Origin of the sequence: uncultured Collinsella sp. (genome assembly GCF_959026545.1) — a bacterium.
In the GTDB taxonomy this organism is placed as follows: Bacteria; Actinomycetota; Coriobacteriia; order Coriobacteriales; family Coriobacteriaceae; genus Collinsella.
Window position 1 is genome coordinate 21,632 of the sequence record NZ_CAUFLV010000014.1, and the last position, 12,880, is coordinate 34,511.

General features: G+C 64.4%; 9 protein-coding genes. 5 read left to right on the top strand and 4 right to left on the bottom strand.

Features of this window, described 5'->3' with window-relative positions; all coding sequences use genetic code 11:
• Nucleotides 1–5: 5 nt before the first annotated feature.
• Together Q5Q88_RS07170 and Q5Q88_RS07175 are read right to left on the bottom strand one after the other, a co-directional pair.
• Nucleotides 6–1,031 (bottom strand): sensor histidine kinase KdpD, encoded by a 1,026-nt coding sequence (locus Q5Q88_RS07170; protein WP_233546174.1) that lies wholly within the window; start codon nucleotides 1,029–1,031, stop codon nucleotides 6–8.
• A gap of 147 nt (nucleotides 1,032–1,178) precedes the next feature.
• Complete coding sequence (locus Q5Q88_RS07175) at nucleotides 1,179–1,868, bottom strand: response regulator transcription factor (protein ID WP_302742578.1); 690 nt, start codon at nucleotides 1,866–1,868, stop codon at nucleotides 1,179–1,181.
• A gap of 257 nt (nucleotides 1,869–2,125) precedes the next feature.
• Here Q5Q88_RS07175 and Q5Q88_RS07180 point away from each other — a divergent pair, with 257 nt between their 5' ends.
• Nucleotides 2,126–3,745, top strand: a complete 1,620-nt coding sequence (locus Q5Q88_RS07180; protein WP_302742580.1) for a L,D-transpeptidase — start codon at nucleotides 2,126–2,128, stop codon at nucleotides 3,743–3,745.
• Here the strand turns inward: Q5Q88_RS07180 and sdaAA are convergent.
• Both sdaAA and gltX read right to left on the bottom strand, forming a co-directional pair.
• A complete protein-coding gene (gene sdaAA, locus Q5Q88_RS07185; protein WP_118653781.1) occupies nucleotides 3,742–5,361 on the bottom strand; it encodes an L-serine ammonia-lyase, iron-sulfur-dependent, subunit alpha in 1,620 nt (539 codons plus the stop codon). The genes Q5Q88_RS07180 and sdaAA overlap by 4 nt on opposite strands.
• Nucleotides 5,362–5,677: 316 nt before the next feature.
• Entirely contained in the window at nucleotides 5,678–7,153 is a 1,476-nt protein-coding gene (gene gltX, locus Q5Q88_RS07190; protein ID WP_118653782.1) for a glutamate--tRNA ligase, read from the bottom strand.
• 171 nt (nucleotides 7,154–7,324) lie between these two features.
• On the opposite strand from gltX, the gene metK reads away from it, so the two are divergent.
• The 4 genes from metK (at nucleotide 7,325) to fmt (ending at nucleotide 12,784) form a co-directional block, all read left to right on the top strand.
• Nucleotides 7,325–8,632, top strand: coding sequence for a methionine adenosyltransferase (gene metK / locus Q5Q88_RS07195; protein ID WP_302742583.1), 1,308 nt, complete (start codon nucleotides 7,325–7,327; stop codon nucleotides 8,630–8,632).
• A gap of 10 nt (nucleotides 8,633–8,642) precedes the next feature.
• Entirely contained in the window at nucleotides 8,643–11,168 is a 2,526-nt protein-coding gene (priA, locus tag Q5Q88_RS07200; protein ID WP_302742585.1) for a primosomal protein N', read from the top strand.
• 153 nt (nucleotides 11,169–11,321) lie between these two features.
• A complete protein-coding gene (gene def, locus Q5Q88_RS07205) occupies nucleotides 11,322–11,858 on the top strand; it encodes a peptide deformylase (protein WP_302741724.1) in 537 nt (178 codons plus the stop codon).
• 2 nt (nucleotides 11,859–11,860) lie between these two features.
• Entirely contained in the window at nucleotides 11,861–12,784 is a 924-nt protein-coding gene (fmt, locus tag Q5Q88_RS07210) for a methionyl-tRNA formyltransferase (RefSeq protein WP_302742587.1), read from the top strand.
• Nucleotides 12,785–12,880 lie beyond the last annotated feature (96 nt).

Genomic DNA, 12,880 nt, shown 5'->3' on the forward strand with positions numbered 1-12,880 from the left:
GCCCCCTACACGACTGTCTTGAAGAAGACGATGGTGAATGCGGCCCCCGTGACCGCGCCTGCCTCATCTCGAACGTTCTCGGCGGTGAGGGTGCCTCCTTGGGCCGTGACGAGGCTTTTGGCGAGCGAAAGTCCGATGCCGACTCCCGCCGGATTCACCTCGGTCGAGGGCTCGTCTTCGGCACGACCTCGTTCCCCGCGGTAGAAACGCTCGAAGATGTGGGGAAGGTCGGCCTCGGCGATGCCCGGGCCGGTGTCCTCCACGCGTATGCGACACGCCAGGACATCTTGCGTGACGCACAGGGTCACGCGTCCCCCTGCCGGCGTGTGCTCCATGCAGTTCTTGAGTATGTTGCCGAGCGCCTCGATGCTCCAGGACAAATCGCCCTCGTATCCGGATCCCTCCTGAACGGATGAGGAGAAATCCACACCAGCGATATCGAAGGCGATGGCGAGGGGCTCAAAGCTCTTGCGCACAAGCTCGGAGGCGTCGACCGGGCCGCTCACGAGTTTGACGACGCCGGCGTCGATCCGCGCGAGCTTGAGCAGAGCGGACACCAGGTCCTCAACGCGCCCTTGGAGCCTTTGCACCAGACGCAGGCGTTCGACCATGTCACGTGCGTCCCCGCGTTCGGCCAGACGGTCGCGGATGAGCTCGGTGCTGATGGCGATGGAGGTCAAGGGCGTTTTGAGCTGATGCGAGATATCGGCAAGCGCGTCCGAGAGGGCGAGCTTTTCTGCCTGCAGCTCATCGACGGTGAGGTGCAGGCGTGCGATGACCTTGCCGATCTCGCTGGAGAGAATGGCGAGCTCTCCCTCGTTCATGTCGCGTAGTTTTATGTCGCGTTCCCCGGCGAGAACACGGTCCAGATTCTGCGCCATGCGTGCGAGCTCACGGTACCGATGACGGGTGGTAATGATGAAGACACCGGTGACCAGTGACCCCGTGGCGAGGGTGCAAAGCCCCGCCACCATGGCGATGGCTCCGGCAGATGAGGTGAACGTGATTGCGTTCGTTGTGCTCTCTTGCACTATGCCCGTCATGACAAGATAAGACTGACTCTGAATCTGTTTAACCAGGTGCATCGTTCCCAGATACGTTGCAATGCTTCCCGCTATCGTCACGGTGAGGCAGACAAGGAGGGCGCATCTGACCTCTCGATTCCTCAACAGCATCGGTTACCCTTCCGCCTTGTAGCCCATGCCGCGGACCGTCTGGATGAGCCTGGGGTGGCTGGGGTCGTCTTCAATCTTGTCGCGCAGGCGCTTGATGTATACGGAGAGCGTGTTCTCCTCGATGTAGGTCCCCGCGCTGTCCCAAAGGGCGTCGCGTATCTTGTCGCGTGTCACGAGCTTGCCAGGATTGGTGGCGAAGAGCAACAGCAGGCGATATTCGAGTGCCGAGAGCGTAAGCTCCTTGCCTGCCCGTTCGACATACGCGCGATCGGTGTCGATGCGTATGGGCCCGAGGCCCACGATGCGTCTGCTTGGCTGCGAGCGCCTCATGATCGCGGCGATGCGGGCGAGCAGCTCGCGTGGGCGAAAGGGCTTGGCAACGTAGTCGTCGGCACCCATTTGAAGCCCGGTGACCGTGTTGAACTCATCGTCGGATGCGGTGAGGAAGATCACGGGGACGTCAGGAGTGTTCTCCTTAATGGCTGCGCAGACTGCGAATCCGTTGCCCTGCCTGAGCGTGACGTCGAGGAGCACGAGCTGATAGAGATGCAATCCCGTTGCGGGCGCAGCGAGTTCGATGGCACGCTGCTGCGTGTCCGCGGTGTCGACGTGATAACCCGACTCGACGAGGAGCTCGGTGAGTGCCTCGATGATGAGGGGGTCGTCTTCGACCAGAAGGATGCGGGTTGACAAGATGTGCCTCCAAATCGCGTTTGATGCGAACGGTGCCGGTGATTTCGGGTATGTGTCTCCATTGTAAAATCGAGTGGAGCCAACGCGGGGTGACACTTCTGTAAGCGGGGTTTACGCAAGCGATACCTCGCCATTTGCGGGCGATTGGCCTCCTGTTGTCGGTGCTCGTCTAAGCTATAATGGCTGCGTTCAGGCAACGATTACCATGAGAGCTGATCTTCAAGATGAACACGCCGCTTCAGAATACGCCATCGCCCATGCAGGAGAAGACGACCGTCATGTCACCGGCACCGCTTTCCCATGGCGCGCGCGGGCGATCGTTCGAGAGCGACCGCGGGCGGGTTCATGCCGGCGGGGGTCACTGGCGCGAAACGCCCGGGAGCAAGCCGAACGGATCTCGCGGGCATCGTGTCCTCATCGCGCTCGGCGTCGTTCTCGCCGTGCTCATCATCGCCTATGGCGGTGGTGTCGTCTTGTTCGGCAACGTGTGCTACCCCAACACGGTCATTGCCGACACCGATGTATCGCTTATGACCCGCGACACTGCGATTTCACGCGTCCGTTCGTCCGCGGAGGGCTATAGGCTCACGGTTGAGGGCGATGGCTTTACCTGGACGTTCGATCCGGAGTCCGCCAGTGAGGTGATTGACGCGGAGGCCGCGGTCGATCGCACCATCGGTGCGAACGATCCGTTCGAGTGGCCGGTCCGCCTGGTTGAGGCGCTCTCCAATACTGATTCCAATGATGCCGTCGAGTCGAGTGCCGATGGTGCTGAGGAGGTCTCACTCGACCAGATCGACCTGCCGCAAGGATTCGACCGCGATGCCTTCCTTGCCGATTTGGATGCTGCCCTCGATGCATTTAATGAGACGCGCACTGGTACGTTCGACGCCGCGGGAGCGTATGACGCCGATGCGGGCAAGTTCACGCTGGAAAAGGCGCGTTCCAATCAAAGGCTCGACAAGGAGGCCATTGAGGTCGCCGCGTTGCGGGCGATTTCGACCCTGAGTAAAAGCGTGACGCTCGATGAGGGGAGCTTTGTTCCGCTCGCGGGCGGGGCATCGGAGTCTGAGCTGCAGGCCGCGATAGATCAAGCCAATAGCTTGATTGGAACCGATGTCGATTTGAAGATGGGCGGATCGGTGGTCGCTACGCTCGACGGGGCCACGTTTGTCCAGTGGATGACGTTCGACGAGTCCCTCAAGCCCACATTGAGTACGGAACCCCTTGCCCAGTGGGTGCGTGATCTTGCGGAGACTAAGCTCGACACCATCGGTTGCCAGAGGACGTATACGCGTCCAGACGGCAAGGTCGTCACGGTTTCGGGTGGCACCTATGGTTGGAATAGCGACGAGCAACAGTTGGTGACGCTCCTGCAGGAGGCCGTCGCGAACAAGCAGGTAGGCGAGATCGACATCCCGACGCTCCAGAATGCCGCCGTTTGGACGGCCAAGGGCGAGAAGGACTGGGGTGCCTACTGCGATATCGACCTCACCGAGCAACATTGCCGCTATTACGATGCGTCGGGCAATATCCTGTGGGAGAGTGGCTGCGTGACGGGCAACCCGAATGAGGGGGACGCCACGCCCACCGGTGTGTACATCTTGAATGCCAAGCGTCAAAACGAGACGCTCATCGGCATGGATATGGATAAAGACGGTGAGCCTGACTACCGTTCGCCTGTCGCGTACTGGATGCCGTTTGTGGGCAATCTCATTGGTCTGCACGATGCGAGTTGGCAGTCGCCCTCCGTGTTCACGAATCCGACTGCATATCTATGGGCGGGTAGCCACGGTTGCATCAATCTTCCCACGGATAAAGCGGGGGAACTCTACAACCTCATTCAAGTGGGCGATTGCGTGATCGTGCACAACTAGGCCATGCACATGCCGCACCGGTCGCAGGCACGCAGGGCGGAGGGAGCCACGGCGATGCCTCCCTTGGCCGTTTCACGTAGCGACGAGGGGAGGGCGTGCCCCACATTGAGCATGACCTTTGCCATCTCGTCAAGCGGCACGAGGGCGTGCACGCCCGAGAGCACGAGCTGAGCCGAGGTGAATGCTGCCGCGACACCGATGGCATTACGGTTTTGACAGGGCACCTCGACGAGCCCGCCCACAGGGTCGCACACAAGGCCGAGAAGGTTGGAAAGGGTGATCGACGCCGCATCGAGCGCCTGTGCGGGCGTTCCCCCATGCATTTGGACCAACGCCGCCGCCGCCATGGCCGCTGCAGATCCGACTTCAGCCTGACAGCCGCCCTCCGCACCCGCCACGCAGGCGGACGTTGAGAGGATGAGCCCTACTGCCGCTGCGCAATACAAGGCTTCCTCGATCATCGTGTCGATTGCATCCCGGTCATGTGCCAGCTTAGGCGCCACTGCGAGCACGCATCCCGGCACGACACCCGCGGAGCCGGCGGTGGGGGCTGCGACGATGACGCCCATGGTTGCCGAGCGCTCGAGCACCGCCATCGCACGCGCGACCGCCTCAGTCTGCGTTGAGCCCAGGAGGCTTGGGGCATGCAGCGCGCTTCCGAGATGGACACGTTGTGCTTCGCCGTTGAGGAAGCCCCCAAGGGAGCGCTGCGGATCTACGAGGGGTTTGGTCGTTTCCTCGCGCATGACATTAATCACGCGCTCCATGCAGCGACGCGCGCGATCGGCGCCAACCATGCGCTCTTCGCGCATGCGCATGACGTGTCCGATGTTCGAATCGTGCTCTACGCACGCTTGGAGCAGCTGCGCCGCGTCATCGAATAGATCGGGTACGGAGATTCCGGGGCCCAGGGTAGCGACCGAGCCGGGGAGCTCGATGAAGGTCGCGTAGGTCACCAGGTCGAGCGAGCGGACGATGGGAAGCACGCCATGCTGTGGTGCGCCATCGGTCTCAAAGACCGAATACGCATGCCCGCCCTGCTCCGTGCGGTACGTGCGGCAGAAGGCGATATTCATGTGGGCTTTCGCGAGGGCGCCGGTGAGCGCGGCGAGGGCCCCCGGAGCATCAAGGTGAGCGACGAAGAGCGTCGTGTACAGCCCCGAGATCTCAACGTGGACGCCATTGATCGCGCTGATGCGCATCTTACCTCCGCCAAGGCTCTCGCCGCGCACATTGCACGACGATCCCTTCGAGCTTTCGAGTGCAATGTCAACCGTATTGGGATGGATCGAGGGGTCGTCTCCGCCTATGACGAACTTGTAGTCGAGTCCTTTTCCTTTTGCGAGCGAGAACGCATCACGGATGCGTTCGTCATCCGTATCAAGCCCGAGGACACCTGCCACGAGCGCGCGGTCGGTGCCGTGGCCGCGGTACGTATGGGCAAAGCTGTTCCACAGGGTAAAGGTGACGTGTGTGGGCTCGCCCTCGAGCAAGGTCGCGGCAACGCGAGCGCATCGTAGGGCACCGGCCGTGTGCGAGGACGAGGGGCCCACCATGATTGGCCCTAAGATCTCGAACGCAGAGGTGGTCGCAAACGAAAGCGGCTTGGTGGGCATGGTCTCTCCTTGTCGACGGGCGCGCATGGGGTTTACGCCCTGCGCTCAGCTTCGCTTTGCTCAGAAATCGCGCAGGGCGTAAACCCCATGCGCGCCCTGACCATCACGAATCCGAACATCCAGCGTTCAAATCACGCAACAACAAAATAAGTGTAGCGAATCGTCGGGGCGAGCTGCACCGGAGCGATCGCGCCCGTCCGATGGCTTCGAGTGGGTAAATGCAGGAACCCCACACATCTTGCCTCGAAGCGATTTCTGAGCAGCGCGAAGCTGAGCGCAGAGGCAAGATATGTGGGGTTCCGGACAGGTTGACGGACTAGAGCGCCATCGGGCGGGCGCGGTCGATACGGGCGAGGCAGTCGTCGCGGCCGATGAGCGCCATGGTCTCACCGAGCGGGGGGCTCACCATGTTGCCGCATTCTGCCACGCGCACGGCGCCGAACACCAGGCGCTTCTTCACATCGAGTACCTCGGGTAGAGGCTCGAGCGCGCCGTCGATGTTCTCGGCCGTCCAGTCGGTCACGGCCTCAAGTGCGGTACGCGCGGCGTCGAGCACCGCACCCATGCCCTCCTTGGCGAGGCCCTTGGACACGGATTTCTCGTCGTACGCGAGCGTCTCGGCGGTGGCGAAGACGGGCGCGGCAACGGTCGCGGCGTCGGCTGGCATCTTGGTGCGCGGGCGAACGATCTCGGCAAGGGCGTCGAGCCATGCCGCATCGGCTTCGAAACCCTCCTTAATCAGCCCGGCCTTGAGCAGCTCCGGCAGCATGATCTGATCGGCGAAGTCGGCGTTGGACATCGCGTTGATGTACTCGGCGTTCATCCAGTCGAGCTTCTTGGGATCGAAGGTCGCGGGGTTCTTGGAGATGCGCTCCAGGCTGAACTGGCTTGCGAGTACGTCGCGCGGGATGACCGTGGTCTCGCCATCGAGCGACCAGCCGAGCAGCGCCAGGTAGTTCACGAAGGCGTCGGACAGGTAGCCGGCGTCGCGGTACTCCTCCACGGAGGTGGCGCCGTGGCGCTTGGAGAGCTTCTTGCCGTCGGCACCCAAGATCATGGAGATATGGGCGAACACGGGCACGGGGGCGCCCATGGCCTCGTAGACCATGACCTGGCGGGGGGTGTTGGAGAGGTGGTCGTCGCCGCGGATGACGTGGGTGATGCCCATGAGCGCGTCGTCCACCACGGTGGCGAAGTTGTACGTGGGGGTTCCGTCGGAGCGGAAGATCACGAAGTCATCGAGCTCCTTGGCGTCGAAGGTGACCTCGCCGTGGACGGCGTCGTTGATCACGACGTTGCCGCGATCCTCCGGCACCTTGATGCGCAGGACGTAGGGCTCGCCGGCGTCGATGCGCGCCTGGGCCTCCTCCGGCGAGAGGTCGCGGCAGCGGCGCTGATAGCCCTGGAAGGGGTCCTTGCGGGCCTGGGCGGCCTCGCGGTCGGCGGCCAGCTGCTCGGGCGTGCAGAAGCAGGGGTAGGCTTTGCCCTCGGCGAGCAGGCGCTCGGCGGTCTGCTTGTAGAGGTTCAGGCGCTCGGTCTGCGAATAGGGGCCGAAGTCACCGCCGACCTCGGGGCCCTCGTCCCAGTCGAGTCCCAGCCAGCGCATGGCGCGCAGGATGATCTGGGTGTTCTCGTCGGTGGAGCGGGTTGGGTCGGTGTCGTCGATGCGCAGGATGAAGGTGCCGCCATTGGCGCGGGCGAAGGCCCAGTTGTAGATGGCGGTGCGGGCGCCGCCGATGTGCAGCTTGCCGGTGGGCGAGGGCGCAAAGCGGACGCGGACGGAATCGCTCATTCTCGTGCTCCTTGTGGTTGCAGAAGGCATACGTTCAAACAGAGCCATTATAGCGTTCGCATGTTGTTCGCTTGACGATGCGCGCGAAAAGCGCATGCGCGGTACAATCGTTCAGCCACATGCCCGGCGGAATGGTAACGGTCGCCGGGCGTCTATATGAAAGGGGCATCCATGCCAACTGAGAATCGTTCCACCATGGAACCGGCTCGCGCCGCCGACTTCGGCGCAGATTCCTTCGTCTTCACCTCCGAGTCGGTCACTGAGGGTCACCCCGACAAAATCGCGGACCAGATCTCCGACGCCATTCTCGACGCCATCCTCGCGAAGGAGGCCGAGCTCGAGGCTAAGGGCTATATCGCACCCAGCGGCCAGCCGGCCAAGCTCGAGAACGTCCGCTGCGCATGCGAGACCTTCGTCACCACCGGCACCGTGATCGTTGCCGGCGAGATCCGCACGGAGGCCTACATCGATGTGCAGAATATCGCGCGCGAGGTCGTTCGTCGCATCGGGTACGACCGTGCCAAGTTCGGCTTCGACTGCGACACCTGCGGCGTGCTTAACCTTATCCACGAGCAGAGCCCCGATATCGCGCAGGGCGTGGACGAGTCCTTCGACGCCCAGGCCGGCCGCACCACCGACCCGCTCGACCTCATCGGCGCGGGTGACCAGGGTATGATGTTCGGCTACGCGTCCAACGAGACGCCTACGCTCATGCCGATGCCGCATTATCTGTCCAGCCGCCTGGCGGAGCGCCTCGCCGCGGTGCGCCACGACGGCACGCTGCCGTATCTGCGCCCCGACGGCAAGACCCAGGTCACCGTTCGCTACGAAGGCGGGCGCCCCGTCGCGGTGGAGACCATCGTCATCTCCACGCAGCATGCACCCGAGATCGAGGACATGTCCGTCATCGAGGCCGACATGCGCGAGCACGTGATCGCACCCGTCATGGAGGCCGCGGGCATCCCGTGGGAGGGTGCGACCCTCTACGTGAACCCCACTGGCCGCTTCGTGGTGGGCGGCCCCATGGGCGACACCGGCCTCACCGGCCGCAAGATCATCGTCGATACCTACGGCGGCATGGGCCGCCACGGTGGCGGTGCGTTCAGCGGTAAGGATTGCACCAAGGTCGACCGCTCCGCCGCGTACGCCGCGCGTTGGGTTGCCAAAAACGTGGTTGCCGCGGGTTTCGCCGACCGCTGCGAGATCGAGCTCGCCTACGCCATCGGCGTGAGTTACCCGCTGTCCATCATGGTTGATACGTTCGGCACGGGTGCGGTCGACGAAGTCACCATCACCGAGGCCGTCAAGCACGTGTTCGATCTGCGTCCTGGCGCGATCATCCGCGACCTGGACCTGCGTCGTCCCATCTACGAGAAGACGGCCGCCTACGGCCACTTCGGTCGCGAGGACGAGGACTTCACCTGGGAGTGCACCGACCGCGTGGCAGAGCTCCGCGCCGCGTGCGGGCTGGCCGAGTAGCGGTTTTCGCATGGCGGGCCAGGAATCGCTCTTTCCCGAATTGAATACGGCCGATCAGGGGGCGTCTGCGCAAGCGGGCGCCCTTCGCCCCCTAGGAGGGGCCGTACCCGGTGGAGACGTGGCGCGGGCGGCCTCGGAGCCCGTGTTGGGCTATGTCTCCGTGGTGATCGACATCCCGGCACGAGCGCTGTCCGAGCCCTTCGCCTACGCAGTGCCTTCCGCGCTGGATGGTGGCTGCCGGGTGGGCACCACGGTGCTCGTGCCGTTTGGGCGCCGCGTTGAGGCGGGGTATGTGGTTGCGCGCGCGGGCACCCTGGGGGAGCTCCCGGGCGCGGAGGGCCTCGACCCCGCGCGCATCAAGCCGGTTCGTGACGTCGTTGCCGCTCCGGCGTTCTCCACCGCCTCCGCCGAGCTCGCGTTTTGGATGAGCCGCGAATACGTGGCGCCGCTCTCCGAGTGCCTGCGCCTGCTGCTGCCCCCGGGTGGCGCCGGCAAGGTCGTGCGTCAGGAGGACGGATCGTATGCGTATGAACCGCCGGCGGTGACGCCCGTCACGGCCCGCTGGGTGAGCCTCACCGAGGAGGGGCGTTCGTTCGAGCCGGCGGAGCGCGCCGTGCGTCAGCGCCAGCTCATCGAGGCGCTCTCCTGCGGACCCGTCACTACGCGTGAACTCAATCTCATGAACGGCGACCTGTCCGCCACGATCCGCGCGCTCGAGAAGCGCGGTGTGGTGACGGTGGAGGAGCGCCGCAGCTGGCGCGGGTGCGAGGGCTCGACCACGCTGTCTTCCGCGAACGCCGCGGCGCCCAAAGAGCTCACGGCGGGGCAGCGAAGTGCCCTCAACGCGATCGCGCGCGCGACCGAGACCGCATCCGGCGATGTGGTCCTGGTGGACGGCGTCACCGGTTCGGGTAAGACCGAGGTCTACCTCGCCGCCATCGAGCGCGTCCTCGCCCAGGGCTGCTCCGCCTGCGTGCTCGTGCCTGAGATCTCGCTCACGGCCCAGACCGTGGGCCGCTTCCGATCACGTTTCGGCGACGCGGTCGCGGTGTTCCACTCGCGCCTTTCTGCGGGAGAGCGCTTGGATCAATGGGACATGGTGCGCTCCGGTGCCGCCCGTGTGGTGGTGGGCGCGCGTTCGGCGCTCTTCTGCCCGCTTGCCGACCTCGGACTCATCGTCATCGACGAGGAGCACGAGCAGAGCTACAAGCAGGGGAGCAGCCCTCGTTACCATGCGCGCGAGGTTGCCGCCAGGTTGGCGCGGCTCCACGGGTGCGCCCTGGTGCTGGGGTCCGCCACGCCGTCGGCCGAGGCGCTTGCGCGATGCGAGGCGGGCACGTTCGGAGGCGCCCGCTGGACCCGGGTCGAGATGCCCGAGCGCCCCGGCACCGCGTGCCTGCCCGAGGTCATCGTTGCCGACCTGCGCCGCGAGTTCGCCTCCGGCAGCCGCTCCATCTTCTCAAAGCCTTTGCTCGACGCGCTCGATGAGGTTGTGGAGAAGCGCCAGAAGGCCGTGCTGCTCCACAACCGCCGTGGGTTCGCGAGCTTCCTCATGTGCCGTGAGTGCGGGTGCGTTCCCACGTGCAAGCACTGCTCCACGGCGCTCACCTATCATGAGCGCACGCACACGCTCGAGTGCCATACCTGCGGTTCCTCCTATCGCGTGCGGCCGTACCCCGAGTACGGCAGCGCCTGTCCCAAATGTGGGAGCCGCTACCTCGCCAAAATGGGGCTGGGCACCCAGCAGGTCGAGGACGCCCTGCGCGCGCTGCTGCCCGGGGATGTGGCGGTGATCCGCATGGACGCCGATTCCACGCGCACCAAGGGCGCGCATCAAAAGCTACTTGAGCAGTTCGATGCAGCCGAATGCGCGGTTCTGCTCGGCACGCAGATGATCGCCAAGGGCCTGGACTTCCCCGAGGTGACGCTCGTGGGTGTGATCAATGCCGACTACGCCCTCAAGATGCCCGACTTCCGCGCGGGGGAGCGCGCGTTCGACCTCCTCGAGCAGGTCGCGGGTCGCGCCGGTCGCGGTGAGGACCCGGGCCGCGTGGTCATCCAGACCTACCTGCCCGACGAACCCGTCATCCGTGCTGTCAAATTGCATAATCGGTCCCTGTTTACCGAGCATGACCTGGGCATGCGCCGCGAGGCCCTGTATCCGCCGTACGTGCGGCTCGCCAACGTGCTGGTGTGGGGAAAGGACGAACGCGCCACTCGTGGCCTGGTCGTGCGTATCGCGGAGGAGCTCCGCGCCGAGTTCGGATTGGACGAGGCGCCCATGTTGCACCCGGCGGTCGAGATCGGCAGCGCCAACGGAGAGTTCTCGTCTCGCGAGCTATTGGGTCGCCCGCAGCTCTTGGGACCCACGCCGTGTGTGATCGAGCGGGCCAAGGACCGGTATCGCTTCCACATCATCGTCAAGGCGCCGCTTGGCTGTGATTTGTCCGGAGCTCTGAGTGCGTCGGTCTCGCGCGCCGGCACGCGTCCCGGTGTGAGCATCGCCGTCGACGTCGATGCCTATGACCTTATGTAGTGGGTCTCAATTGGGGACAGGTGCAAATTGAGACGTACGCGCCGGTGGAGATGCTTCGCGCGCACATATCGCCCATCACCTCGCAAGGCAATGCGGGTACTATAGAACACGGTGAATACGTGCGGGTTTGCGCCCGCGTACGAAAGGAAGACCATGGAGATCAACGGTATCGTGCTGTCGCCGGACCCGCGTCTGCGCCAGGAGTGCGCCGAGGTCGAGGAGATCAACTCCGACCTGCGTGCCCTCGTGGAGCGCATGAAGGTCCAGATGTTCGAGAACGGCGGCTGCGGCCTGGCCGCCCCGCAGGTGGGCGAGACCATCCAGCTCGCCATCGTGGACACCGAGTATACCTCCGAGAAGGATTACGACCCCTACGTCCTCATCAATCCGGTGATCGTGGAGCAGTCCGACAACCGCGTGCCTTACAACGAGGGCTGCCTGTCCATACCGGGCATTAATTGCGAGATCAGCCGTCCCGATCACGTGGTGGTCGAGGCCTATAACCTCGAGGGCGAGTGCATTCGCTACGAGGCCGCCGGCGACCTGTTCTGTGTGTGCCTTCAGCACGAGATCGATCACCTGCACGGCAAGACGATGTTCGAGCGCTTGCTCCCCAAGCAGCGCATGCATGCTATGAAGCAGTATCAAGAGGCGCTTGCTCGTGGCGCAAAGCCGGGCGAGACGGAGTAGCCATGCGCGTCGTCTTTATGGGTACGCCCGCCTTCGCCGTGCCTTCGCTTCGCAAGCTCGCTGCCGCCCACGATGTCGCCTTGGTGCTCACGCGTCCGGACGCCGTGCGCTCGCGCGGCAAGAAGCTCGAGCCGTCGCCGGTCAAGGAGGCCGCGCTCGGGCTTGGCTTGCCCGTGATGGAGGCCAATCGCATGACGCCCGAGGTGCTCGACGCTCTGCGCGCCGTCGAGGCCGAAATCTTCTGCGTCGCCGCCTACGGCTGCATCCTGCCCGATGAGGTACTCACCATGGCCCCTCACGGCTGCGTGAACGTTCACGCCTCGCTGCTTCCGCGTTGGCGCGGTGCGGCTCCCATCCAGCGTTCCATCCTGGAGGGTGATGCCGAGACCGGCGTGTCCATCATGCGTATCGGCCACGGCGTGGACACGGGTGCGTATTGCGCTCAGGCGAGCTGCCCGGTCCCGGGCAAGTCCGCTGATGAGTTGACGGCCGAGTTGGCCGAGCTCGGCGGCGAACTGCTGGTGAGCACGCTTCCCGCCATCGCGGACGGTTCGGCCGTCTGGACCGAGCAGGATGAGTCGCTCGTGACGCATGCCGCAAAGATCGTCAAGGCGGAGTTGCGCCTCGATCCCGCTGTGAGCGTCCAGAGTAACGAGCGTCGCGTGCTGGCATCTTCCGATGCGGCACCCGCACGCTGCATCGTTGCCGGTAAGCCGGTGCGCATCATGCGTGCCGCCGTCGCGAGCCACGCGCCCTGCCTGACGGGAGGCGTGTGTTCCATGAGCGATAAGCGCTTATTACTCGCATGTGCCGACGGCGTCCTCGAGGTCACCTCCATCAAGCCCGACGGCAAGCGCGAAATGGACGCTGCGTCTTTCTGCGCGGGTATACGAGAGGAGACCGCCGGGTGGGGCAAACTCGCCTAGGCGGTTTGCGGAGTGTGCTAAAAGGGGGCGTGCCGCAATGGCGCGCGAAATTGACACAGTTGGGGACGTACCCCAATTGCACCATTGGGGTTGGAG

Bases quoted from the DNA above. Each gene is read 5' to 3' on its own strand.
- Q5Q88_RS07180 (WP_302742580.1), top strand. From the start codon at position 2,126: ATGCAGGAGAAGACGACCGTCATGTCACCGGCACCGCTTTCCCATGGC.
- sdaAA (WP_118653781.1), bottom strand. From the start codon at position 5,361: ATGCCCACCAAGCCGCTTTCGTTTGCGACCACCTCTGCGTTCGAGATC.
- gltX (WP_118653782.1), bottom strand. From the start codon at position 7,153: ATGAGCGATTCCGTCCGCGTCCGCTTTGCGCCCTCGCCCACCGGCAAG.
- metK (WP_302742583.1), top strand. From the start codon at position 7,325: ATGCCAACTGAGAATCGTTCCACCATGGAACCGGCTCGCGCCGCCGAC.
- priA (WP_302742585.1), top strand. From the start codon at position 8,643: ATGGCGGGCCAGGAATCGCTCTTTCCCGAATTGAATACGGCCGATCAG.
- def (WP_302741724.1), top strand. From the start codon at position 11,322: ATGGAGATCAACGGTATCGTGCTGTCGCCGGACCCGCGTCTGCGCCAG.
- fmt (WP_302742587.1), top strand. From the start codon at position 11,861: ATGCGCGTCGTCTTTATGGGTACGCCCGCCTTCGCCGTGCCTTCGCTT.